Source organism: Desulfolithobacter dissulfuricans (genome assembly GCF_025998535.1).
Classification (GTDB): Bacteria; Desulfobacterota; Desulfobulbia; order Desulfobulbales; family Desulfobulbaceae; genus Desulfolithobacter; species Desulfolithobacter dissulfuricans.
Genome location: NZ_AP024233.1, coordinates 58,957 through 84,969, shown reverse-complemented (window position 1 = coordinate 84,969; position 26,013 = coordinate 58,957). Strand labels below are relative to the sequence as shown.

General features: G+C 46.2%; 21 protein-coding genes. 8 read left to right on the top strand and 13 right to left on the bottom strand.

Going from position 1 to position 26,013, the window contains the following annotated elements:
• Window positions 1-37 precede the first annotated feature (37 nt).
• The 6 genes from GF1_RS00360 (at window position 38) to GF1_RS00335 (ending at window position 6,233) form a co-directional block, all read left to right on the top strand.
• Window positions 38-694, top strand: coding sequence for a polysaccharide deacetylase family protein (locus GF1_RS00360; protein WP_267927643.1), 657 nt, complete (start codon window positions 38-40; stop codon window positions 692-694).
• On the top strand, window positions 691-1,887 hold the full coding sequence (locus GF1_RS00355) for a GNAT family N-acetyltransferase (protein WP_267927642.1): 1,197 nt from the start codon (window positions 691-693) through the stop codon (window positions 1,885-1,887). Before GF1_RS00360 ends, GF1_RS00355 begins: the two co-directional genes overlap by 4 nt.
• A 262-nt stretch (window positions 1,888-2,149) precedes the next feature.
• Window positions 2,150-3,250 (top strand): DegT/DnrJ/EryC1/StrS family aminotransferase, encoded by a 1,101-nt coding sequence (locus GF1_RS00350; protein WP_267927641.1) that lies wholly within the window; start codon window positions 2,150-2,152, stop codon window positions 3,248-3,250.
• 102 nt (window positions 3,251-3,352) lie between these two features.
• A complete protein-coding gene (locus tag GF1_RS00345) occupies window positions 3,353-4,192 on the top strand; it encodes a hypothetical protein (protein ID WP_267927640.1) in 840 nt (279 codons plus the stop codon).
• Between the two features lie 51 nt (window positions 4,193-4,243).
• Window positions 4,244-5,479: an SGNH/GDSL hydrolase family protein gene (locus GF1_RS00340; RefSeq protein WP_267927639.1), complete on the top strand. Its 1,236-nt coding sequence runs from the start codon at window positions 4,244-4,246 to the stop codon at window positions 5,477-5,479.
• Window positions 5,382-6,233 (top strand): sulfotransferase family protein, encoded by an 852-nt coding sequence (locus GF1_RS00335; RefSeq protein ID WP_267927638.1) that lies wholly within the window; start codon window positions 5,382-5,384, stop codon window positions 6,231-6,233. Before GF1_RS00340 ends, GF1_RS00335 begins: the two co-directional genes overlap by 98 nt.
• Before the next feature lie 335 nt (window positions 6,234-6,568).
• Here GF1_RS00335 and GF1_RS00330 read toward each other — a convergent pair whose 3' ends face one another.
• Window positions 6,569-7,945, bottom strand: a complete 1,377-nt coding sequence (locus GF1_RS00330; RefSeq protein WP_267927637.1) for a glycoside hydrolase domain-containing protein — start codon at window positions 7,943-7,945, stop codon at window positions 6,569-6,571.
• 112 nt (window positions 7,946-8,057) lie between these two features.
• Between GF1_RS00330 and GF1_RS00325 the strand changes: the two genes are divergently transcribed.
• A complete protein-coding gene (locus tag GF1_RS00325; RefSeq protein ID WP_267926244.1) occupies window positions 8,058-8,210 on the top strand; it encodes a hypothetical protein in 153 nt (50 codons plus the stop codon).
• On the opposite strand, the gene istB is transcribed toward GF1_RS00325, so the two are convergent.
• The 4 genes from istB to GF1_RS00305 all read right to left on the bottom strand — a co-directional run bounded on the left by istB (window position 8,180) and on the right by GF1_RS00305 (window position 13,306).
• Complete coding sequence (gene istB, locus GF1_RS00320; RefSeq protein WP_267926245.1) at window positions 8,180-8,920, bottom strand: IS21-like element helper ATPase IstB; 741 nt, start codon at window positions 8,918-8,920, stop codon at window positions 8,180-8,182. The genes GF1_RS00325 and istB overlap by 31 nt on opposite strands.
• The gene (gene istA, locus GF1_RS00315; RefSeq protein ID WP_267927636.1) at window positions 8,907-10,433 is read right to left on the bottom strand and encodes an IS21 family transposase; all 1,527 of its coding nucleotides are present in this window, start codon (window positions 10,431-10,433) and stop codon (window positions 8,907-8,909) included. Before istA ends, istB begins: the two co-directional genes overlap by 14 nt.
• A gap of 83 nt (window positions 10,434-10,516) precedes the next feature.
• Entirely contained in the window at window positions 10,517-11,872 is a 1,356-nt protein-coding gene (locus GF1_RS00310; protein ID WP_267927635.1) for a hypothetical protein, read from the bottom strand.
• 45 nt (window positions 11,873-11,917) lie between these two features.
• Window positions 11,918-13,306, bottom strand: a complete 1,389-nt coding sequence (locus tag GF1_RS00305) for a glycosyltransferase (RefSeq protein WP_267927634.1) — start codon at window positions 13,304-13,306, stop codon at window positions 11,918-11,920.
• Between the two features lie 425 nt (window positions 13,307-13,731).
• On the opposite strand from GF1_RS00305, the gene GF1_RS00300 reads away from it, so the two are divergent.
• A complete protein-coding gene (locus GF1_RS00300; RefSeq protein WP_267927633.1) occupies window positions 13,732-14,559 on the top strand; it encodes a hypothetical protein in 828 nt (275 codons plus the stop codon).
• Window positions 14,560-14,635: 76 nt separating this feature from the next.
• Here the strand turns inward: GF1_RS00300 and GF1_RS00295 are convergent, their stop codons facing one another.
• From GF1_RS00295 to GF1_RS00260, 8 genes are all read right to left on the bottom strand, one after another.
• The gene (locus tag GF1_RS00295; RefSeq protein WP_267927632.1) at window positions 14,636-15,583 is read right to left on the bottom strand and encodes a glycosyltransferase family 2 protein; all 948 of its coding nucleotides are present in this window, start codon (window positions 15,581-15,583) and stop codon (window positions 14,636-14,638) included.
• Window positions 15,576-17,093 (bottom strand): lipopolysaccharide biosynthesis protein, encoded by a 1,518-nt coding sequence (locus GF1_RS00290; protein WP_267927631.1) that lies wholly within the window; start codon window positions 17,091-17,093, stop codon window positions 15,576-15,578. The genes GF1_RS00295 and GF1_RS00290 overlap by 8 nt, the downstream gene beginning before the upstream one ends.
• A 9-nt stretch (window positions 17,094-17,102) precedes the next feature.
• A complete protein-coding gene (locus GF1_RS00285; RefSeq protein ID WP_267927630.1) occupies window positions 17,103-18,383 on the bottom strand; it encodes a transglutaminase domain-containing protein in 1,281 nt (426 codons plus the stop codon).
• 85 nt (window positions 18,384-18,468) lie between these two features.
• The gene (locus tag GF1_RS00280) at window positions 18,469-19,596 is read right to left on the bottom strand and encodes a hypothetical protein (RefSeq protein ID WP_267927629.1); all 1,128 of its coding nucleotides are present in this window, start codon (window positions 19,594-19,596) and stop codon (window positions 18,469-18,471) included.
• A gap of 85 nt (window positions 19,597-19,681) precedes the next feature.
• On the bottom strand, window positions 19,682-21,967 hold the full coding sequence (locus GF1_RS00275) for a glycosyltransferase (RefSeq protein WP_267927628.1): 2,286 nt from the start codon (window positions 21,965-21,967) through the stop codon (window positions 19,682-19,684).
• 12 nt (window positions 21,968-21,979) lie between these two features.
• The gene (locus GF1_RS00270; RefSeq protein WP_267927627.1) at window positions 21,980-22,756 is read right to left on the bottom strand and encodes a ChbG/HpnK family deacetylase; all 777 of its coding nucleotides are present in this window, start codon (window positions 22,754-22,756) and stop codon (window positions 21,980-21,982) included.
• The gene (locus tag GF1_RS00265; RefSeq protein ID WP_267927626.1) at window positions 22,746-24,059 is read right to left on the bottom strand and encodes an O-antigen ligase family protein; all 1,314 of its coding nucleotides are present in this window, start codon (window positions 24,057-24,059) and stop codon (window positions 22,746-22,748) included. The genes GF1_RS00270 and GF1_RS00265 overlap by 11 nt, the downstream gene beginning before the upstream one ends.
• An 8-nt stretch (window positions 24,060-24,067) precedes the next feature.
• The gene (locus tag GF1_RS00260) at window positions 24,068-25,612 is read right to left on the bottom strand and encodes a hypothetical protein (RefSeq protein ID WP_267927625.1); all 1,545 of its coding nucleotides are present in this window, start codon (window positions 25,610-25,612) and stop codon (window positions 24,068-24,070) included.
• Between the last annotated feature and the right edge of the window lie 401 nt (window positions 25,613-26,013).

The following is a 26,013-nucleotide window of genomic DNA, read 5'->3' as shown; positions in this document are numbered from 1 at the left end:
CAGATAACCACCCAAACAGAGAGCAGCCCAGTATCTAATGTTTTCGCCGGGATATATAAAAAATACTATAAAATCTCTCATTCCAGACAGTTTTCTTGTACACAGGCTTCCATCCTCTGCGGGCAACGCTGTTATTCTCACCTTTGATGATGGCCCGGACGAAAAAATTACTCCTCGGATACTGGAGCAGCTAGAAGAGTATAATGTTCATGCGGTTTTTTTTGTGATTGGGGAAAAAGTTGCGATGTTCCCCAATATCTTTGAAATGATTGTTCAACGGGGACATACCATCGGCAACCATACCTACTCACACCATTATAAAAAGATACCCTCTTTTAAAGTATATTTAAGAGACATTATCCGATGCCAGCAAATTATTGAAGAAAAAACCGGCAATAAACCGATTCTTTATCGTCCACCAGCAGGCTTTATTTCACCCATCACCCTTCTGCTTGCCAGAACACAAGGATTAAAAACGGTTCTATGGTCCAATGAGGGAGGTGAATGGGGAGTCAACAAACAGGATACTGCCTCCACGATAGGTAACCGCCTCATAAACACTCTTCAACCACGGGACATTGTTCTTCTGCACGACAACAACGAAAAAGTACCATTTATTATGGAGATGATACTTCCTGCTCTGAAAAACCGTAGCATAGATCTTCAACACGGGGTACATGCCATATGCCCATGAAACAGCCTGCAGGAAAAAATCATCCTGACACGATACAGCTTATTTCCAGCATTCATGACCTTCAGAAGATCACCCCTGCATGGAAACAGTTCCTGAGTGAACACGCGGAACACTTCAGCTTCTGGCAGGATCCGGAAATCATACAATATCACCTGGAAAAAACCGGGAACGCCAAACCGCTCATTATTTTACTGCTTCATGAAAACACAATAGAATGCGTGGCCCCGTGCCTGATTCTTGAAACCCGACTTACTTTCACCTTCAGTGTGTTTCATTTTCCCGGCCCCAAGGTCCGGCTGCTGAAAGTCCTGGATAGCGATTTTATTTTTTCACGACATGCTGATACCTACCATTGCATAGAAACAATTTTCCATGTTCTGAAAAAACAGCACTCCGCTTTTGATCTGATTCTCCTGGAAAATCTGACCCGCAGCTCTCGCCTGTACGAACAATGCAAAAACAACAAGTTTCAGATCATGAATTTTAAACTCACATTTACCTCACCTAAAACAGAAAAAATACGGAAACACATCCTGGGAGATTCCTATGAAACCTGGCTTGCCTCTCTCAAGGGCAAAACCCGGGGTAAAATTCGTCGTAGAGTCCGCAGTCTGTATAAAAAATTTCCGGACCGGGTGGAGTTCCTAAAAACCACGAAACCTTCACATGTTCCAGACTTCCTCAATGCCATCAATACGTTGTTTCCAAAAACATGGCAGGCTAAAACTTTCGGCACCAAAACAAGAAACAGTGACCGGGATATCGCATTTTACCAGCATATAGCCGAAAGAGGATGGTTGCGCAGCTATCTCATCCAAATTGACAGGAAGCCCGTGGCATTTCTGATTGGTTTTCAATACAATGGGGTTTTCCATCATGCTGAATGCGGATACGATCCTGCATTTTCAAAGTCAGGGGTCGGCTCTGTATTAAACTTTCTTGCCCTACAGGATCTCTACAAACATGACAAACCGACTGAACTGAATTTTGGTTTCGGAGAGAATGAATACAAAAAAATTCTGGGCAATGACTCATGTGACGCTTATGAGGCCCGCATTACATCTCCAGGTTTCTGGAGAGTTGCGGTAAAGTTGCAGCGCTTCCTAAGCTCCACAGAAGAAGCCCTGCGATCCCTTGTCAAGAAAATGAATATGGAAACAAGATTACGAAAAATCCTCAAACGAAAACAATAGGCTATCAGACCATTGAAAAACGTAGCGAACGAAGATGAGACAAGGAAAAATGAGGCGAAAAAGCGTAGTGTACACGGAGTGCAGGAGCATTTCGGAGTTTCGCAGATAAGCGCAGACTTCGAGCTTGCTTACCTGAGCCGAATTTTGACGCAGGATCATCAAGCGCGGCAGCTTTTCAACGGCCTGCTATCCTCGGCCAGGGTGTGACATGGGCCCTTCAGCCCCATAACAACACCACTGAAAAACCTGAAAATAACAATCCATGCTTGGTTACGCAGAGATATTTTCACAAGTGCGACACCGCCTAAAGGAAATATTTCCGCAATATCCGTGTATCTATTTGGGCAAACGGGCCGGGACATTACTTTTTCAGGCACTGAAGCATGAAAAACGATCCACTGTCGTTTTACCCGGCTTTATCTGTCCTGAAATTTCCGCACTGGTTCTTCAGGCAGGCAAAATTCCTGTTCATATAGATGTTGATCCTCAAACCATGCACATGCGCGTTAACCTGCTGCGCGACTATCTGAATAACCACTCCCCGGCAGATGCCAGCCTTCTCATTGATCATTCCTTTGGCTATATCAATCCTGACATAGCCCTGATTAAAGCTGAATATCCGGACCTGCTCATCATTGAGGACTGTGCTCGGGCCTTCGGCGGTTCCTGCAACCAGACACCAGCGGGTTCTTTTGGTGACTGGGTAATACTCTCCATGTACAAAACAGTACTGGGGAATGAACACGGGGGAATCGTGTTATCACGCAAACCATTGCCCTGCACTACAGATGGTGCCGCTGCCCGCAGCTCACCACGGGAATACCTCTCAACCATAAAAGCACTTCGTATCATTCATGCTTATCTGAAGAGTCGGACTCCTCCACTGGGGTCTGAGCCTCCCATGCAGGAAAACCTGACCTGCTCTCTGGAAACCGGACTGCCGAGCACTTTAATTACCCGGCGATTCCTCAAAAATCTGAACCAGGTTGACAAAGTACACCAGAAACAAGGATGGGCCTGGAAAGACCTTTATAACAGCCTGAGACAATACCCGGAGATACAACTCATCCATGTTAGACCGGAGACTGTACCGTCGTATGCCTTTCTATCTTTCACAATGTCCGGCATTTCAAATATTCATCTTTTCCTGCAGAAACTCAATCGATCAGGATACTTTCTCTTCAATGCCTGGCCTGATCCGCCAAACTATTACCGCAATATGCAGGCGACCTTTCCCTGTGGATACGAAAACACGCGCTTTCTTTCCCAACACCTAATCCACATCCCGATCATGGATTTTTCCTCTGAAAACAGAAGATTACTATTTATACAACGCTTTGAACAGATCTTGACCGGGTTGTAATAAAAACTTTTTTACAGTACATTTAAACTCGTCCTTCATATACCTTCAGATAAGCTTAACAGAAAGAGGCGTAACATGTGTGCAGACCACAAAATCTTTCCCATGGTACTGTTCATCCTTGTCATGATATGCTCGGTAATGACGGCGTCAGCTGCCAGCGGGCCTCGACCCGCTTACAGTTCACTGCAGGACGTGCCACAATCAACCTGGGACAAACTTGCACAGAAAAAGATATTCTTTGGCCACCATTCTGTCGGCAATAACATCCTGCAGGGATTGACCTTGATTCTTGAAGAACATCAAAATATCAAACTCAACATACTGCTGACCAAAAATGTTGGAAAAATCATCACAAAGCCTGCGCTTGTCCATGGCGGGGTAGGAAAAAATTTTTATCCCTACACCAAGATCGACGGATTTCGCGAACAGATTGAAGCAGGCTATGGTGACTCCACTGACATAGCTTTCTTCAAGTTCTGTTTTGTTGACTTTAATCCTGAAACAGATATCAAAGATGTTTTTGACAAGTACAGTGCAACAATGAATTACCTGATCAAAAAATACCCTAACACTACCTTTGCCGTTGTTACAACTCCGCTGACATGCTATGCACCTGGATTGAGTGGCCTGGAAAAGCGAGTTAAAGATATCATTAAAAAAATCATCGGCAAGGTTAATCAGTATGACCACAGTTCTGCTAACCGATTCAATGAACTGCTCCTTGCAACATATGAGAACGAATTACCTATTTTCGATCTTGCAAAACATGAATCAACAAACCCAGATGGCAGCAGACGCGTGGTCAAGAAAGGAGGAATAGTAAACTTTGAGCTCGTACCCACCTATACAACTGATGGCGGACATCTCAATGAAAAAGGGCAGAGAATACTTGGCGAAAAATTTCTTCTTTTTCTGGCTGAACTGGCAGAACAATCCAAATAAAAAACAGACACACCACAATATCAAACTCCAGAGAAAGACTGAACAGCAATCGTGAACAAAGGCAAACTTCTTCTCTGGTCACTCTTTATTAGTATTGATTTCCTGATTGCCACAGGCGTTGCCGAACTATGGACCAGAATTTTTATCCCGGTCGACAACACCTGTTATTACCATGACCCTGTCATGGGAGACAGATTCTGCCCTAACCAGGAGACATATGGATATGTCGAGAAAGGTTATTCAAATATCTTCAGAAGTAACAGCCAGGGGTTCCATGATATAGAGCGAACCCGGCAGAAAAAAGAAAACACACTGCGAATTCATATTTATGGAGATTCGCTGACCACAGCGGAAGGCGTACCGATAGAGTACACTATTCCCAGCCTGCTTGAGACCTACATCAACCGGAAGCAGCCAAGCATTACTGTTGAAGTCCTTAATATGGCGTCAGCTGAGGACTCCACAGTAAGTCAATACCTCACCTATAAATATATTGGTAAATATTTTTCACCGGATATCGTCATCTGTTATTTCATGAGTGACTTCCATGACAATATTTTCGAGACGCACAAAAGAACACGATCCCCCTATTTTGAAATTAACAAAAACAATGAGCTAATCTTTGTGCCTCCCCAGCCGGTTGATGAGACCAGCATAATGGCACGCATAAAAAAATCATCCCTGCTCTTTCGCCTCCTGGCCAACAAACTCCTTGAAAGCAGGTTATATAACGAGGCCAATACGCTTCTCGAGCAAATACGCTTTCGGCTCAACCAGGAAACCACCGAGGATAACACAAATATTACAGATCCCAGGGAAGCCAGAAAAAAAGTAATGCGCGAGAAGGCCTGGCCGGTCACCTTAAGAATTTTACAACAATTTCAATCAGATGTTAACAAAGATGGTGCTCACTTCATACTGATAGACGGTCGGATTATCACTGATGAATTCGGAGGAGTATACCAGAATAAAAACCTGCAAGAATTCTGCAGGGTGAACAATATCCCCTATATTCCTGTTTTCCAGGAATATGAACAATTACGCAAAGGTAAGGAACAAAAAAAACTGTTTTTTCGAGATGGTCATCCGAACATCGATGGTAACAAGAGACTCAGCGCTATTATTGCTGAAAAACTGATACCTAACCTCCCTATTCAAACACATCCATTCAACTCCAGCAGGACGCCCAATGAAGCCTCCCATTTTCATCATCGGCACACAACGGTCGGGAACAACGTTATTGTGCAGAATCCTCACCGTTCATCCGGACATCTTTATCCGCAATGAAATTCCTGGTGTCACAAAAATTTTCAGTGAAGGAAGAACCCGCGAACAGATCATGGCAGACATCGACCTTGCCATGGAAGAGTCATTGGGGGCAAACCTGGAAAAATTTCTTGAACAGAATAAGAAAAAGAGGTGGGGATTAAAAGATCCAGACCTTACACACTGTCTCGGCCCGCTGAGCGCTGCCTTTCCAGATGCCAGAATCATATTCATAATTCGAGACGGAAGGGCTGTTGCCAACTCCTACATCAAAAACATGTGGGGACTTGGAGTAAATACATACTATGGGGCCCTCCGCTGGCAGCGCGAGGTCAACACCCAACTGGAATTTGCCCGACAGCACCAGGAAAGGTGCTATATTATCAAGTTTGAAGACCTGATCGGAAACCATGTGGAAGAGCTGAAAAAAATATGCGATTTCATCGATGAACCCTACGCGAGTGAGTTAACGAATTACTATGAACACTCAACTGTAATTACCAAACGGAAACAGAGCAAAAATGTGTTCAGGAAACCGGACATACGGCTTACCCAAAAATGGATGACGGATCTATCATCATTTCAGATCAATGTGTTTGAAACCGTTGCCGGAGAGACACTAACACAACTCGGATATGAACCCATCGGCTCAAAAATCAACATCTCTCCCCCGCTTAAATTCTGGTTTTATCTGCAACAGGCTATAATAGGAGAAATACAGATCCAGTACCAGTGGCGTTTCAAGAGAATTCTGCGAAGAATTTTTAACAGGTAGCCAAATGAAGCAGCACCACAGAAAACAAATTATTCACTATATCAAAGTCAATGCAATAATTACATTCTATTTCATTCAAGTTTTTTTTATTCTCATGTACATCCAGCCCGAAGTACAGGAATTTGTTTATGTCCGTTTTTAGCGGGGGGCAAACCTGTCACAGGCCGGCTTCAGCGGCACAACCGGTGGTGCCGAGGGCACATAGCCAATCTCCGGCAATGAAACACCTTCCCTGATCAGCCTGTTTCGACGTACAAGCTCCCTCTGGTATGGTGGGGACTTTTCTGAAACCATCCGCCCGACTCTGTAACGCAGTTCCCACAATCTGGCAGGACTTACAGGCTGAAACTTCTGCAGGCCTGCATCTTCTGCAGAACTTCTGTACACACTCGACTGCAGTCCCCGAGTTCACTCTTAAGCAGTCCAGCAGTTACCCGAAACGGCTGGTCATGAGCAAAACTGTATAGAACAAGATATTCAACATCCTGCTGCCCCCTGGTAAATGCTTTCAGACGCAACGATGGCACCGGACCATTTTCCGTTGGATAAAACAGTGCATTCTGATCAGCGAGGAGCCAGCTGCGACTGGTCCCCACAGTTTGCCAGGGTAGCACCCCGATTGCTCCCCTGCTCCAGGCAGCCAGGCACCAGAGAACCGGCAGGGTATTTTCCGCGTTAATCCGGTTCACGTTTCCATATTCTGCAAAATAACCTTCAGCAAGTAATGCGTCATTCTCTTTCATCCTGATTTTCTGGGGAGTATTTCCGCCTAGATACTCCATATCAGTCACCCCCACAAGAGTGTTCCTACCGAACTGGGAGTACGAAATATCAGCCCTATAGCAAAGCTTAGCTTTCCCACTGCTTGCTGCCACTGCAGCGTGAAAAAGGTTGCCATACCAACGCAGCGCCCAGAAGTCTTTCAGGTCTACAGGCTCATCAAAAGTCCAGGGTGCGGAGCTTGCTGGATTCTTCCGCCTGTACCGTAATTTATTGTTCAGGTAAAACTGCAGCATAGTTTCATGCCAGGCCTTTTCATTACAGTGTTCGGCAAACAGGGAAAAGGCCCGGGTGAGTTCATCTTCATAATTCGCATCAAACGCGCTGTCTGCCCAGTACGAAGGCGTATAATGATCAAACAGATTGACGGGCCAGTTTTCATTAAAAGGAAGATAAAAAACATCAACCGGCTCCTCACTGCGGGGCAGACCTTGGAAGGCCGTACCGTCAAGCAGCGGTCCAACGGCCCGGTCCCAGGATGTCCATGTAAACCTTTCTCCATCCCACTTTGGTGCAAAGGCAGGGTTACCTGTCCAACCGTAGGGCAGGCGATTAAGGCAGGTCCGATGCTCGTGGGCCAGCCGGTAATAGTCATACCCCTCAAAAGGAGAGACCGTTCCATAGGCGTTCATCTCCGGAACAAACGAGAGTTTGTTGGGCAAGGTAAAATTCCATACTGTTAGCATTACAGGAATCTCGAAAGTCTCCGGACCGGAAGTAATAGACAGCTGCCCCAGAACAGTTCCGGCCGGAAAATCATGCGGAACATACAACTCACAGAGCAGAGAAACGTTTTGCTGACCAGGAATCTTGACAGGGCCGACATTTGACGGAACTACGAACTCTCCCCTTTCCTCAACAAGCGGATCGGGAAGATAGCGTGTTGGCCCCAAGTCCTTGCTCGGCAACTCCACATAAGAAAATCGATACACCCTGGTTTTGATCCTCGGATGACCAGGAAAGTTCAAGGTTACCCTGACTGTCAATAGCCAAAAAAACTGACCCACTACCGGACGACAAAATTGACCCACCCGGACAAAAAAATTGACCCACCCGAGGCCCCTGGCCAAGAGCCTGTCCGGTGCCCGAAAGGAGAGCGGGCTGGGAGAGTTCCAGGTCGAGACCACGGAGGCGATATGCGTTGTCGTGACGCTCCTGCATGGCGGTCACCCTGTCAGCTTCTGGCGCAGCCTGTAGCTCTCGCCGCCGAGCATGAAGACGCGGGAGTGGTGGACCAGGCGGTCGATGATGGGCACCGCCACGTTGTCGTCGTGGAAGAAGTCGCCCCAGGCGGTGAACTCCTTGTTGGTGGTGACGACGATGGAGCGGTACTCGTACAGGCTGTTGACGAGCTGGAAGAGGTTGTAGAGCGCGGTTTTGTTCATGGGCAGGTAGCCGAGCTCGTCGATGATCAGGAGGTCGTTTTTGGCCAGGGCCGTTATCCTGGCCTTGAGCTCGCCCTTGGCCAGGGCCAGGTCGAGTGACTCCACCAGTTCGGCGGCCCGGGTGAAGAGGACCTTGTAGCCGGCCTCGACGGCCTTGTGGCCGATGCCGATGGCCAGGTGGGTCTTGCCCACGCCCGGGGGGCCGATGAAGATCAGGTTCTCGCGGTTGTCGATGAAGGAGAAATCGAGCAGGGCGTTGACCTGGCGCTTGGTGATGGTGGTCTGGTATCTGTAGTCGAACTCCTCCAGCCGCTTGATTGTGGGGAAGCCCGCCGCCTTGCGGTTGCGGAGGATGCGCTTGTGGTTGCGCTGCCGGCGCTCGTGCTCCACCAGCATGTCGGCGAACTCCAGGTATGAGACCTCGTTGGTCTCGGCGGCGGCGAGCAGGTCCGGGAGGCCGGCGGCGATGCTGGTACAGCGCAGGCCGCGGAACTTGGCAACGGTGGTCTCAATGGACGGCATCGCTCACCTCCCCTGTCTCGCAGATAGCGGCGTATGGGCGCAGCATGGCCCTGGTGGCGCTGTCGGCCGCGGCTGCCGGCCGCTCCCGGGGCTCCTGGCCTGTCCGCAGTTCGTCGAGCAGGTCCGGGCGCTTCCGGTACGCCTCCAGGTAGTCCTCAATGCGGGAGGTGGTCAGGCGCGGCTGGTCGAGGAGATGCGCCAGCAGGGGGGCCGGGATCCCGTGGCGGTCCAGCAGGCGGATCAGGCCGGTCAGCTGGTCCTTGTAGATGTCCGGCGCGCCCTTCTTGAGCAGGGCGCTCATGCGGATGCCGTCGTCGCCCAGGCGGCGCTGGATCTCCGCCTCGCAGTCGGCGATCCGCCGGGCCTTGTCCCGGTAGTGGGACTTCTTCTTGATCACCTGGCCCCGGCCGTGACACAGGGCGTGCCGCGTGATCTCCTCGCCGGTCTCCAGGTCCAGGAACACCAGGAAGTCCTGCTCCTCGCGCACCCCCACCGTGGCGCGCTGGTAACGCATGGGCACCGAGTAACGGTTGCTCTTCCAGGAGACGAGCCCGGTCTTGTCCGCCTTGCGGGTCTCCCGGCAGGCGGGGGTGAAGTCGATGCTCGGGGTGAGGTACGGCCGCATGTGGCCGCGTTCGTCCCGCTCGTAGCGCTGCCGCGGTGACTCGCCAGTGCTGCCGTGCTTTCTGGCGTTGGCCGTGGCGTCGAGCCATTCGGCCATATAGGCTTCCAGGTCGGCCCAGGAGTCAAAATGCTCCCCGGCCAGTCCATTACCCTTTAAGTACCGGACCCCGGCTTCCACCTTGCCCTTGCTCTCGGGGTCGTATCCCTCGCAGGCCCGGATCCGGAAACCGGCTACGGTGGCATAGCCATGGAACTGCTCGTTGAGGGTCAGCTCCCGGTAGCGTTCCTTGATCACCACCAGCCTGGTCTGGTCGTAGACGCACTCCTCGGGCCGACCGCCGAAGTACCGAAACGCTGCGTCGTGCATGCGGATGAACGTGCCGGTGTCGATAGGCCGGGGAGAAAGCCCCACGTACATCAGCCTCGAATAGGAGAGGACAAAGACCACGAAGTAGACGGTCGTCGGCTGGCCGGCCACCAGGACTCCCCGCAACTCGCCGGGGTCCACCTGGCATTGGACCCCGGGGACCATGTCCAGAACCGGCTCGTAATAGCGCTCCTGCTTGAGCGTGGAGGTCTGCTTGAGCCGGGCCACGTATCTTCGCACCGTACGGATCGACACCGGCAGGTCAGGGTGTTTCTCCTTAAGTTTGCGGTGGATCTTCACCGCGCTCAAGCCGGGAAACGACTCCATGAGATGCCGGATGTAGGCCCGGTGGGGATCGAGGAGCTTGCGCCTCTCACGGTTGCTCTGCCGGGCCTGGATCTCCTCCTCGGACATGGCCAGGTACTTCCGGACCGTGTTGCGGGAGATCCCCAGCCGTCGCGCAATGCCACGGATGGACATCCCCGACCCATTGCTATGTAACGCTTTGATTTTGTGTATCATGTTCCACCCCTTCAAGGTTGCCTCCTCCTCCCGGTTTGTATGGTTGGGAAAAGGAGAGAGGATACAGCCAAACGGCTGCCGTTTCAGCCTCGAAATGGGTCAAAATTGTTGGCCTTATGTGGGTCAATATACTTGGCCATTGACACCCTGACACGAGGCGAATCTCCGTTCAGGTTCAACTGAAAAGCAACAAATTCGTTTCGTGCAGATTGCAGGCGTACAAGCCGTTTCTCGGCTGAATAGAGATGGTTCCCGCCTTTATACCCGTGCTGTTGAACAGGAATCATTTTCCCGGTAACAGGGTCTATCTTATCCAGAACATCAACAACGGAAACTTTAAGACCATGAACCACAGGCAGGTCTGTTGAGGAAGAGAATGGCGTGATGTCAGATTCCTCCAGTTCTGCACGGCTGGGATCCGAGGCAAGGGTAATGTTCTTTATGAACGGCGCACTCCTGTTCCCCACACTGTCCACAGCAGTAATCGAGAGCGTAATGGTCTCGCCCCCTTCAAAAGACAAATCCCTGATACGCATGCGGACAGTTTCGCCGGTCTGACTGGCCATTGGAACCAGATAACGGGGGAATGCAGCCCTGGTTCCATCTCCGCGTTCATATTCTACATGAAAACCAAGGGTTCTGCCTCCACCGTAATCAGAAGGAGTCTTCCAGGAAACAACGGCTTCACCGGCAGGAAGACCATTGGTAACAACGTCAACATTCTCCACCGACTGCGGTGCAACAGTATCCCTGTCCCCCACACGGATTTCCAGAAATGGCTTGCCTATCAACGATTCCCGGCTGTAAAAAAAACGATTGGGCAGGATATCCTCTGCAAACTTTCCGGAAACAATCGACCAGGTTGTACCGAGGTCATCATACATACAGAAACCGTAACTCAGGCCACTCACACGGGCTGCGACTACAGCTGGATCAACTGCACAGGTTTGCCACCCCTGAGCATCCGGCATAGTACAGTCTGCAAACCGCCACAGTGTATTCCCCCGGCCCAGCACAACATCCATCAGATCACTCCCTGGATACGCCCACTCCTGCTGCTGGTAACGGGCCTGCCTGAAACAGGAACTACCTGTTTCAGGTTTATATCGTGATGAATTGCCCTCCACCCAAGGACTGGCCAGTGAAGATACGCTTATCCGGGCAAGGGGTGCTTTAACCGGGGAAGCAGAACGAACATGAAGCAGAGCGGAAGAGATGAGCCTGCCCTGTACAGCACGGTAGTCAATGTCAAAGAGCACCATCTCCTGCAGGCTCTTCACTTTTAATCTTTTATTTTTACCGCAATTACCGGACTGTTCACCGGGAACCGATGAAACTACAGTATCTCGGGAGATCTCAACTCGATAAACCTGCTGGCTCTCTTCCTCTGTCGCACCATGCACAATACCATTCATGGAAAGGAAAAAGTTGAAGAGCAACAGGAGAAATCCGCAAGTCGACCGCACCCTGTAGCTTCTCATATCTCAAGCGACAGCCCCGTCCAACAGCAGCTGCTCAAACTCAGCCGTAATGTTTTTTATATCAAAGCGCTCTCTATGAACATAATCACAGCGCAGGTATCCCTTTTCCTTTTTCTCCTTCACCTTATCATGAAAGTACGACAGAATACCATCTACATCGCTGGGATCGTAAATTTTACCGAATCCGTACTGTTTAATCATGGCGGCCAGCGCCCCATCCAGTGGCGCAATGGTCAGAATGGGCTTGTTCAAGAAAATATACTCAAACAGCTTGGAGGGGATCTGTGTTTTTGTATCAGGCTGTATAATCAGGAGCACATCCGACCTGGACAAATAGCCGAGGCACTCGCTGTATGGTACCTGCCCAACATTGTCAAATACCTCTACATTTGAATCGAATTGCAGATAATCCTGGTAATTATAATCCAGAGTAATGTCTCCCAGCTGACGAAAGATGACATTTACCTCAGGATTTTCTTTATATTGCTGATAATACCGATCCAGTGCCTTAAATACGGCAATAGGATCACGCAGACCATAGAGCAGACCGGCATGCGTCAAAACCAGGTTATCTCTATCTTCACAAGCCACCCCGTCTTTCGGGGCCTGTAGACTGACAGCAAAGTCGGCAGCATCATATCCATTTGTCATGGTAATAAACTTTTCTTTTGGTTCTGTCGGGTAACGTCTCAGAAACTCCTGCCGCAGATCTTCAGTATTCAGCAAAACCCTGTCGGCTTTTCGAACCACTTTTTTCTCGAGAAATTTATCAACAGCTTTTCTCACTCCTGAAATATTGGTTTCAAAAGGGTTATTGACCCAGGGATCTCGAAAATCAATAACGAGCTGAACTCCTTTTTTTTTCAGGAAAAAAGCAACAATAAGCGCAGACCACGGCTTGCCGGTGGCAAAGACATAATCAACACCTTCCTGTTTTATCAACTTTCTGCCTTTTCTGACAGCAGGCAAAATCCAACAGTTTGCCTCATCTGGATAGGTCAGCATAGCGGAAACAATATCTTTCAACTTTTGAAAAGTCCCTGCATTTCCATTTCCGCATACGCCACTACAAGCCGATGATCCTGTATCCTGCTCATTTTCATCTGCACCAGATCCATTCTGTCGAAACAGTAGCCTGTTTTTGACCTTTACTAAAAATTGGAAAATATCGTAAACTTCGGTCCTGACGATCTGCTCTCCATTCACCGGCAAGCTGGCAGGATGGTCCAGAGTAAAATAACCAGGATACAACTCTGGCCGTACTGTCATAACATATTTTTCAAACCTATCCATGTAGCGAATAAATTTCACGCTGCGCTGGGTTCCTGGAAGCGCCTGGCCAGCGGCCGGAGGATAGTAGTAAGAAACGAACAGAATTTTCTTCCTTTTCATTGAATATCTCCTGGAGCAGGTTTATACTTTCGACCTGATCATTCTTAAAGAATGCTCAAGATCAAAATCGGCGTACTGCCCTGATGTTTTTTATCAATGCATCTGCGCGGGAAAAGATCTGTTCACAGTCTGACAAATTGCACTCTTAATACTCAAAGTTTCTTTCCAGCACTTCTGGAAGCATGATCACAGACCCTGAATATTCCACACTGGCAGATTTCTAAAAATTAAAGTTCTTAAAGGCGGTAAATGTATTATGCCTGTAATTCACTGATGCCGAACAGGCACACCGCTTGTACAACCTTCTCCACCGGGGCAGCAGCTCAAACAGGCACCTAATTTGCATATTAACAAACAGGTCCAAAAAAAACACAAAAGAAACGACTTTTGCTGCCAAAACGGATTATCCATCAAGTGAGGTTACCATGAGTAAAAAAGGAATCTGGGGGGCTATCGTATTGACCCTGCTTATGCCTGCAATTTCACTGGCATCAAGCCAAACCTTGACCATTAGCTGGAATATCGCCGATTCCTCCGGTATCAGCGGCTATAAAATGTATTACGCCTATGACGATCAGATGACCAACAAAACCGTCGCTTGCGAGAACTACGAAAACCCGGCAACAACATCATCCCTTACCTGCAGTTTTGACGTAGACCAATACCCATTTTTTGTCCAGATCGCTGCCGTCCCATCAGACGGTAGCCCAGAAATACTTTCTGCACCACAGCAGATCATCGAATTTATTTCCACTGTACAAGATTTCCAGGTAGTACCGAGCACAACTGAAAGCACGGCAAGTTACGCCATTAACTTCCAACCAGAGACCTCTGAAATTCCAAGTGATTATCTTCCCGACACAGGAAACGACTTTAACACTACCGATGGTTATGGATGGATAAACAATGACATTGAAGCGATCAGAGACAGAAATAGCACATTGTCTCCTGACCAAGCTTATGATACATTTATTGCTGTCAACCCAACTGCGATTTGGGAAATATCTGTTCCAAACGGAAGTTATGATGTTGAAGTATCAGTAGGAGATCCCGCATGGCCAACCCCAGAAGAACTCAATAGCGTACATGCAGAAGGAGTTACTATAATAAATCAGGAAGGGGTTGATTCATCAAATCCATGGATAACAAGGACACAAACTATACAAGTCAAAGACTCAAGGCTAACATTGACATTTACAGGTAGTGACCCATACACTAAGCTATGCTGGATTAAGATTACACCAGCGCCATAATCTACAGGCAAAATTATTAAGGCAGGCAGTGTGTTTTTACCACCGACGCACTGCCTTTTTTTAATTCAGAAAAATGCTATGTTTTTGAGGAGAAGAAGGGAAATCTTAAAGATCCTAACACCATCCCCAAATGAAGCCAGAATCGAGTTTTATAATAAACATAGGCCTCACCATTTCCATGCAGATAAAACCATACAAATTTACCAAAACATGACAAAAGAACACGCAAATAATATCGAGGAACGCCAAATATTCTTTTCCCCTCGAATTTTACAGTTTCGCCAATTCCGAGCCCACTTCCAATATACATTTTTTTAAGATGTTTCATATTAAAACGATTCAAGTCTGGATAGTGGTGCACTAACGGTTTTGGGAGATAGCAAATAGTAATCCCTTTCTCCCTGACCCTCCTCATCAACTCACTATCCTCTGAACGCCTTGGATATTTTTGCCCCCCCTTGACCCCTAAATCCGTGTCGAAATAGCCTACCTCGGAAAATATTTCCTTTTCAATTAATAAACCGGAACCTAGGGGATTTGGGTCCCTTTCTGTTAACGGCCTTGCCTCGTCCCCCAAGTCAAATATTCCCAATATACCAGTTAACGCATAAGGCCCCTCAACCGCAAACCATTCAGGCTTATTTGGGAAGTATGAAATCACCCTAGTCCCAAAACATCTAATCCCAGGAAATCGATCAAAAGCCTCCTGAATTGCAACTAAAAATTTCCTACAGGGAACAGCGTCATCATCCATAAAAAAAAGAAAACGCCCCGTTGCCTCAACTATCCCCCTGTTTCTTGCGAACGAAAGCCCCTGTTTCAGCTCCTTAACATATGTCACATTCTCAAGACTTTCTTTTGCTTCCTCCAGGACAGAATATGTATTATCAGTGGAGTTATTATCAACTATAATCAGTTCCCAAGTTAAATCTGATGGCGCAATACAACGGCAAAAACCATCTACAAGCCTCTGGAGAGAGATCGCACGATTATAAGTGCAAACAATAATAGACAGATCAAACATTATATTGACTTAACCCATTAACATATCTTAATATTTTCTCTCTAGTCCGGACATCTAACAAAATAAACCAACCCGTTGAGCCATATAGCAGTACGGCAGTAGTTACTGTTGACAAGAAAACAATCCAAGAATCTGATGGCCAAATACTTTTAACACAAAGAATATATAATGCCATGATTGATGTATTGAGAATTGACTTAAAATATCCGTCTTTTATGTATTTACTTATTGACAAATCTAAACGACGACAAACGATATATGGCAGAAGAAAAGTATGCGTTATTAGAAGAGGAACAGCTGTAGCCAACGCCACCCCAATCATCCCTAATAATTTCACCAAAACAATACTTAAACACAAATTAAAAAACGCAGATACCATCTCAAGATAAGCCAAAACGTCATTTCTACCAAACCCAAACATTACCTGAGCTGACATTTGCTGCGAAAGTCCAACTATTTGAGGAATCAACAGAATCAACATAATACTATATGATGACGAAAAGCCATCCCCTACCCAAAGCAATATAAACTCATCTCCCAGTATTGCCAAACCAGCAACAAGCGGAAAAGATATAGCAGATGTATAATGCGTGGCCACTACATAATATTCTGAAATCTTATCCACACGTTTTTTATAAAAAAGCTTTGTCAAAGAAGGTGTAAATACTCTAGTCATATTACCAACAAGCTGCCTGCTATATTCAACCAATGATGCCGATATCGAATATACCGCAACAGCAGATGTTGATAAAAATACACCAACAACAGTCACATCTATATAATAAGTAATCTGGAGACTAACTTGGATAATAAAACTAAAAAATCCGAACGATAAAATTTTCTTTAGAAGATCAGGGTCAAAATAACCCAAAGAAATCGTCACTTTGTGAAAAATTGTCGAAACTGATATATAATCCAACAAGTACTGAACAATTCCGGTTATCGACACAATAAGAGATAAGCACAATATTCCTTTATTATTTTTCAAAAAATAAACAATCAATAAAGTCCGAGCTATTAGCATCAAAAATTTATTCAAATTCTGAATATCATACCTCTCATACGCTCCAAGAACTGCGCCAGATATTTGCAACGGCAAACTAATAGCGAAACCCAACCCGACAACGATTAACGAAAGTTTAATGGCATGAAAATCTAACTCATGAATATTAAAGATTAATGGCAAAAAATGAGCAAAAATAAATGTGATGACAACCACTATGCAAGCAACTCCTAGCAGAATAATACTTGACGAGGAAATAACACGCCTAATACCGTCATTGTCATCTAGTCCGATATATTTTGCTACATATCTGTTAACAGCTGGCCTAACCCCAAAATCAAGGATATTCATATAACCAACTAAACTATTAATCAGCACCCATATACCATAATACCCTTTTCCCAATGATCCTATAATAAATGGAGTAAGAAATATTGAGACAATCATGCTTAATGCATAGATGCCCCAGTTAGAAAAAATATTTTTAATAAGTTGTTTAATATCCATATAACTTCATTACTGATACTCAAAACAGACTGAACTTACTGGCCCTGCACTTCCGGCCGATGTTATCATCCTCGCTCTCAGGCAATGTCTTCCGGATTGCAAATCTATCCTAAAGATACTACCCTGCAAATTCTTAAATTCAGCAGTATCCAACGAAATTTGAAATCTCTCAAAATAAGGACTATATCCTGATAAAGATAGATAAAGTTCAGGATTATCACTATTTTTTTTGTACGAGAGCTTTTCGGGAATAATTGATACGATGTTTACAGGCCAGTCAAAGACAGACTGGTCATCGACACGCTTCTTTGCCGTCAAAAGATGTTCAAGGCCGGGCCGGGCCGTCCACCAAGTCGCCAAGTCACCGCCGGCCGGACTTCCCCGGCGCAGTTTGCGGGAATACCAGTCGTTCCGCAAATCAATATGGACATAGCGATAATAAGGCAGCAAATCCTGGAGTTTCAGACTTGGCTTCATTGGAGCAATTTTTTTTACCTGCAGCTTACCCTTCTGCTGCAGGGTCGGCCCGAAGCGACATAATTCATACGCTGACAGTGGCTTTCCATCGGCCATGTAAAAAATATTATAATCGGCATCAATGACAAACCATTTCTCAAATTGATTTGACCAGAGCTCTGCAACAGCATGTTCCCAACGATATCCGTCACGAGAGGCTGTAACCAATCTGGACGGCCATCCCATTGATGTCGCGGCCTGGACCATGACGATAGCTGCGATCTCGCACCAGTAGGAGCTCCCCTGCTCCGATTTGCTCAAAATAGCAAGAGGATCATATTTCCCTTCTTCAGGCAAAGGATCGACCCCATGATCCCAGAGTGAACCAACCCATTTACCCAGCTGCAGCATAGACGAAAACTCATCCGGAGAATCAGCCGTAATCGCGTCTAAGCCGTATTTTGTACGCAACAGTACCAAGTAGGGAGCTTTCAAATCCTCATAAATAAATGGTACTTCTGACGGCAGGCTGTAATTCCTGCTCAAGTCATCAAGAAAGGTGAAGCCAGGAATCGCTTGATCAAGTTTTTTCCACGAGTTACCGGGAGCAACATAATCCTGGGTGCGAGCCCCTCCATGATAATAGTTGACCCGTATTCTCCGGGCGTCAGCATTGTCGCTCAAATAAACGGTACCCAACACCCGAGCCACGAGCAACCGCCCACCGTGAATAATAAATTTGCCAGGAGAAAGTTGCCAATAAACAGAGCCTGCCGTAGCGGCAATGAGCAACAGACCAAATATAAGGAAAAATTTTTTCAGATTTTGGCTCATGTTTTCCACGTACCAGGATCATAAACAATAATGGGCAGACCAATGCCTACCCATTAATAACCAGATGCAATAAATACTAATAAGGTTAATTGTTCAGCCAGATACCCGGAGAAGGCTCTACATCTGTTACGTTCATACTGTTCACCGCATTCCCGGAAAGTAACTGAAAATAAGCGGGGCCTATACGCTGGTCATCGATGATAATATCATCCACAAAAAAACTAACATCTAAACCTTGCTCATCGGCTACAGAGCCGTATGATATATTGCCACCTTGAAAAAAATAATTAAATCCCCAATCCTCATGGCCTGGCGCGGCGGTCATCATTATCATCCCCTGTGATTTTCCGACATAATGCTCTGTACCTGTATCATCATAAATCCAATACTCTTGGTATCCATCATATTGCCCAGGAGTACCCATGTGGACATGCACTTCTAGCCCAAACCACCTTTCATTTTCAATATACTCTTTCAAGTTTCCTATATTATTAAGTGGCTTCCACATTTGAAAATCTGCAGGAAAGTCTGGCCAGTTAGCGTCATTATAATACTCTAACTTAAACTGCTGGTCATCTACATTTCTGTACAACATAGTGTGAACGTTAGATGCACCGTAAGTACAGTCATCTCTACCCTCTACGCACACATTAGCAGCGGTATTGCCTGTTGACAAAACAAACCACTTAAAATAAGCATAATATGCATAATTACCGTCAGCATCTTTTGGGAAAGCATTAGGTTCAAACTTTATCATCTCAAACAAATAAACATCTTGCTGATAGCCAGAGGTCACCACTCCACTTGTGCTGTACGGGTCAATGCTACCAACACTGCTTCCACCGAAATAGGCTCCGAGACGACCAGGGCCTGTTGTCCCCCACATAGTCATTCGTAATGACTTCCCTGTTGCACGCCATACATCCGCATCGCTATGATGAGCTATCCAATCGTTTGGGGAGGGTTCAGTGGGCCAGTAGTCAAACATATTCCAAATTGAAATCGATCCGTCTAATTTTTTCGGCATATTAGCTTGATCAAGATTCCTGCCCCTCGTATAGTTGCCACCCCGCCAGTCCTGTAATTGGTCGAATGTCTCAACGATATCAAATTGCGCCTCCAAAGCTTGCTGCCAATCTGCAGATAATGATAAGTTCGGAACCAACAACACGCCAAAACAAACAAAACAGGAACATGTCCACCTTAAATTCATGACATACTCTCCTTTCCCCACAGGGAACAAAAATTAAACCAAGATTTTTTACTCTGCCAAGAGAGTGCTCGCAATTTTCGATCCACTATTTCCTCCAAAAAGCAGAAACTCCCCTAGCAACTAAATAGACAAAATAAAACAACCATCCTGGCAACAGAGTATCCATAGTGAAAACTTTCTTTTTGCAGAGGGCAACAAGAGGCAAAAACAGAACGAAAAACAAACAGGATAGAGAAAAAATACTCCCCATCACGAAAAGTATCAAGAAGGCCAATAAAACTAAAACATATGTGACCGGCACCACAACGCTTACAAATTCTCGTCTTCTATCCTTGCTTCGCATGTAATTCCATAGAGCACCACGACCACGCCAGAACTCTTTCTTAAAAAAAACTATCCAGCCCGAAACATTATCTAGATGATCTATTAAAATATCATCACAAAACAATACGTTGGATATCTTATTCAGCCTAATGCCAAAATCAAAATCTTCGCCAGTCTCAAGTTGCTCATCAAACCCATTAACACGATCAAAAAAACTCTTTTTAACCATTAAATTAAAGCTGCACAGCCAATCAACTTCAACCGTACCCACATGCCTACTGGAATTTCCGAGACCGTACCATATTTTTTCAACAAAACTACTGTTCTCTTCAGGAGGAGCCATGGCAAAGCCAACGCATGATAGACGTTCACCAGCCATTAACATCTTGCTACCTGTACTTAACCAATTAATCGGAGCCACACAATCACCATCAAGAAAAGCTATCAGCTCACTGTCCCGATATCGGGCACCATAATTTCTCAACGACGCAATAGTACCGTCTTTTTTTTCCAGTAAAACAACCCTGTCGCTGTAGGACCTGACAATCTCCAGAGTGCCATCAGTTGATCCATTATCTACAACGACAATAGTGACCTTGCCCTGCGGATAATCCTGACTGACCAGCGACTGTAAACACTGATTAATATACGCTGCCTCATTTTTCACAGGCACGACGACTGTAACAGACGGCAATATGGGAGATGTATCGCTATTGCTCATCCTAATGAATTTCTGACCTAAAATAACGTAACTTGCCAGATCGCTCTTGGGGATATTTTCTACTTTCACAAAAACAAACTCCATTTCAGAAGATATGTGCTTCTTAAATTTTTTTTCATAGGTTTCTAATAGCTCCCCGGTCAGTCCCTGGTCAGGGACAATCATAATTTCAAGCGTTCCTGTGTCCCGTTGCACAGCTTTAAACTTTTTTATTCCCTTTTTCAGAGTATATGCCAGAATTGCATCATACACTTTCCTCCCATCCGGCGTGAGGATATAGTCGTCAATGCGACCTGATAAAATTTTTATTACCGGGTACGGCAAGCCGCAGGAACAGGTCGAACTGCTGCGAATGCCACGATCCCCTGTTTTATAGCGAATAAAGGGAGAGGTCTGTGCATGCAGTTCGGTGACAACTACCTCGCCTTCCTGGTCAAGCACCGGCTGCCCACCCTTCAAAATCTCAAAATAAATATTGGGCGACATTTCATGCATATTTCCCTCAGTACATTCAAAGCCTATGACACCAACCTCTGTACACCCATACTCATTCACTACAGGGCAATGAAAAGTTTGCCCTAAAAGTTTTTTCTGTTGCTCCTTCAGTTCTTCTCCCGTGCAAATAACCGCTTTCATGCGAAGAGAAGCTAAATTGATGTCATGCGACAGAATAAAACCAGCAAATTCACACAACAGGCTCGGATAGCCATAACAGTAATGAGGACGCCAGATTTTCAAAAGGTCCGCAAATCTCTGGTATTCAACTTGCGACAACTGGAATGCGGACAACCGCTTCCTGTTCATGAGAAAATCCTTTAACCTGGCAATTGTTTCATTTTTTTTATCATGGGGCATTCCCCAGAATCGTGCCTGCCGATCTCCAAGGTTAATTCCGTGCCAGGAATATGCATCATACATGACAGCGTCCATGAAGGCTGTTGCCCGTCTGTCCTTTATGAACTGCAAAGGTGTCCCGGTAGAACCACTGGTCCCCCTGACATCAAATTTTTTTATTTCTGGATTGGCAAGTAACCCGCGATTCTCTTTAATATCTTTTTTTTCAATGATCGGAAGACGGGCAAAGTCCTGTAAAGTTGAAACCTGGCCTTTATTACCCAACAGTGAATTCCATCTATTACGAAAATACGGAACGTTATCATATGCACGCGTTACCTGCGCCTGTAAAAGCTCAAACTGAACCCGATACAATTCCGCCCTCTCCATCATCCTGAATTTTCGCACAAAAGAAAGCGACTGCAAGATAGGCTCTCCACGCAGCAAGCGAACAGGAACAAAAAATAACCAGTGAGCGATTGTCGGATTCATAACAATACAAATTCAGTTAATTTGATTGTAAGAAATCAATTTAACTGGAAAAACCAAATCACTTTCCCATGAACTCTGCAACATCTTATAATCTGACCAACGCTGAAAGTCTTCTCTTAGATGTACCATTACCTCTACACTGTTACATCCAACCATTTCCCTTTTACCGATCTGGTAAAATGTATCAAAACCTGTAAACAGGTCGGTCGATAAAGAATTATCGATTTTTTTCAAAATAAAATTGAATGCTTTTTTCTTCAAGTAACGCATTACATTATGATCATCAGGTAAATAAAGATTTTTTGATAACCGGATCCTCCGTATACCATATTTTTTCTGCAACATCTTTACCGCAGGAAAAATACTGGGAATATTATGAATATGCTGATGAGAATCTATATGACTTATGTCCAAGCCCAAGGACAGTAACTTCTTTATCTGCAAGGATAATTCATTATAAACTCCTTTTATGAGTATCCTCGTTTTTGGAGCATAAAGAAGGGAGTCAAGACCGGTAAACCTCCCATCACTATCTGTAATAGGTGCCAGGGATGCCAAATTGCCAGATAACGGCATACCGGAAGTCAGGTTCAAATGCACACCAAAGGAACAAGCAGGAAATTTTTCATGCAAGGCCACGGCCTCTTCGCATGCAGATCCATTGGCCATAATAGTGGCAGAGGTAATTTTCTTCTTTGCCATCAGCTCAAACACAAGTTCATTGGTTCGCGCATCCATGCCGAGGTCGTCGGCATTGATAATTACTTTTACGACATCATTATTGTTCATTATCCTTCTTCTGGAGCTGGAGCATATAGATATTACCAAAACATGCTATAAGGGCGATGTCGATGTAAAGAGACTGGGCATACAATCGATCTATAAAAAGAGCCGGAACAAGGAACGCGACAAATGCACTTTCAATGGAAACTGATTTCAAATACAGTTTATGCAGATTCTCTGCCAGTAACCATTTCTGGACCCTCCAGATAAACCTGAAATTGGAGACAACAAGGCCCCCCAACAAAAGTAAACCGAGATAACCATATTCCGCAAAACTCTGAAAAATGGTTGAGTGGACGGCCCGGCGAGCACCAAATTCGCCATAGGTCAACATTTCAGGGGGAATGAATTCCGGGCTGAGGTACTGGTACCCCCATATACCGACTCCAAAGGGATGTTCGCGAACAAGATCAAAAGTCTTAACCCAGAAATATGTCCTGCCGGCAGTGGTTTTGGCCTGATCGGCCGCCTGTCCCAGAGTGGACATCCGTTCCCAGAAAGCAGCATCAGCAAGATAAAAAAACATCCCGACAGCACAGCAGCCCATCAAAATAAACTGGAATCTCTTAGCCTCTTTGCCAGACACTGAGGAAAAAAAGGTGCGAAGAAAATAATATGCCATGGCAACAACCAAGCCAAGAAACCCGCCACGGCTGTTGGCAATGATCAGTGCATTCAGCATAAATGCCAGAAAACCAACAGTGATGACACGTAAAATGATTTTTTCCTCATAAAACACATAGTAGACAACAAGAGGAATGACGGATGAAATCGCAGCCGCAACGGCATTGACATCCATACCATCGGTAAAACCAACTCCTTCAAGCCGCCCCCCTGATGTACGACCATAGGAAAAGGCAATCCATCCTATGTAAAAAGCGCCAAACATGTAAGCCCAAATCATACGTTCCAGCTTGAGGGGTGTATCAATCACCTTATAAACAACAGCAATAATAACCACCAGCTTGGCAAATGCAGTAAAATAGAGCCAGTGCATTTCCGGCCAGGCCGCCCAGAAGTTTATCAGGCCGCACATGGCCACCATGGCTGCAATCCACTTGGTCTGGGGAAGGTCCAGCAAGCGGTTATGCGAATATTTTTTTCTCCTGATGAACCAGGAGACAAGAATGCTGAGAATAATGAGGAAGGAATAACGGAGTTCAGGAAGCTGATGATACCACCACCTGATCTTAGGGTTGAAAAAATACTCGATTATCCAGGCATATACCCCCCAGGAGGCGTCAATTGCCAGGGTTGCAAAAATGCCACCCCCAAAAGTCAGGAGGAAAATAATCGCAAACTTGCCCATGACCGGTCCTATTTCATCCGCCAGCGGATAAATTCAAGCTCATCTCGGGGCGAGATAGTCCTTATCACATGCCAAAACTGCCTGAAAAGCAGGCTTTTCCTTAAATTATAGAAAAGCGGCCTTTTCTTGTCTCTTGGGGCCATGGTGGTTGCGGCTGCAGTACCTGGGTGCTCACGAAAGAATTGTATCATGAGACAATTCTGCAGCAACAGGGTTATGGGACGGGTTAGATCCCTTGTTTCATAGGACTGTAGCTGCTCCAGGCAGCCCTGGTAAAAGAAAACGGCCTTGTCAAAGAACTGCTGCCGTTCCTTCGGAGCGCTGTATTTTGCTGCATATAAAAGTACGTTACACTTTCGTATTTCCTGGGCCGCCCAGGTCTCATTGGGAAATTCCAGTTTTTCAGGGGTATCCAGGTAGAGATATTCATTGTCCAGCATCCAGTGGCCGTAATGGAGCAGGCTGTCGCGCGCATACTCCCACAACTGTACTGCGCCATCGTCCGCTGTAATATCGAGGTATTTACCCAGGGCCTGCAGGAACACCGTGTACATCCACCTGTTTTCGACATCCAGCATATCCATCTTGTCAATGTCGTCTGCCGGATGAATACAAATTTGAATTACATCTTCCGCTGCCTGAAGATACTTTTTGTCACCTGTCAACTCATAGGCTGTCATCAGGGTACTGAGTGAATTCCCGGAACCGCGGCCAGGGCCATTCATTGAGTACACCTTGTCAAAATCCACCATTGCCCGACCCTTAAGCAAGCCTTTAAGGGCAGTTCTTGTCTTTCGGGCCAGCTCAACAAGAAAATAGGTCAGCGTTGTCCGGCTTCGTATTACATTATGGATAAATTCCGCCAGGTCCAGCACCGCTTCCTTTGAAGCAGTCTCACCTGTGAGATAATAATGATACAGCAGGCCAACGGCATAATTGTGAGACATGGCCGGCCCGCCACCATAGCAGTTCAGATCGCGGGCCTCGGCATGTCTTCTGGAAAAACAGCGGTGGGTAGCGGTTTCCGCAGGCAGGTAATGCTCGGTATGCCACAACAGCCCCTTGTTGAATTCCGGTTTGTCCCTGTCGGTATGGTAAATATCTATATCCCGCACATGGCGGCATAACTGATCACCGAGCAGATACCACCGATAATCACCTCCCTGCAGGTACTGACAAGTCGTGCCGAAAATACCATCATACTGATTGTTATAGTGGGCAACGAGAGGCTGGGGGCCTTTATAACCGACGGCTTCATGGTCGGCATACCAGTCGCCGAAATTTCGCCATCCGTATTCATCTATTATTTCACGCCGGTCAAAAAAAGTTTTTCCCCCTTCTATGGCAGGTTGAATGAGTTTCTGGAGTTCTTTTTCCCGATTCCGGTCAGCCGGAATAAGGTAGGGGATAGCCTGAGAACCGGCATACCATTCAGGTGTTGATCGTACCTCAAGTGGAGCATGGAGCCATCCTCTCAATTCGGCCAGATCCTTTTTGCCAAAATCAAACAGGCAGGTATGGGTCTTGCGCTCTCCACCCTGCAACTCGAACAAATCGGCAAACCGGTCCGGAAAAAAACGGACGGTAATTCTGTTCTGATCAGCCTCAAGAGCCTTGGGGAAATTCTGCCAGAAATATCTTACGCCACCGCTTATACATGTATCTTCCCCTAGAATACGAATACAAGGTTCAGCCCGCAGCCCCTCTATAACCCTGTCCCCTGCGACAGTAACCCGATATCCACGGAAAGATGTTTTTACTTCGTTATTCCGGTTGACGTGGTTCCTGCTCTGCCAGTTTTTACCGCCGCTGCTGTCCTGGTAAATCTGCAGATCCGCCTTCTCAGCCTGCTGCTGGGAGTGCTTTCCTTCCACCAGGTACTCAATGTTTTTCATTTTCGAAACAAGCGGAAACAGGTGCAAGGAAAAATCATCGAAAAAGAAGGAACCGGAAT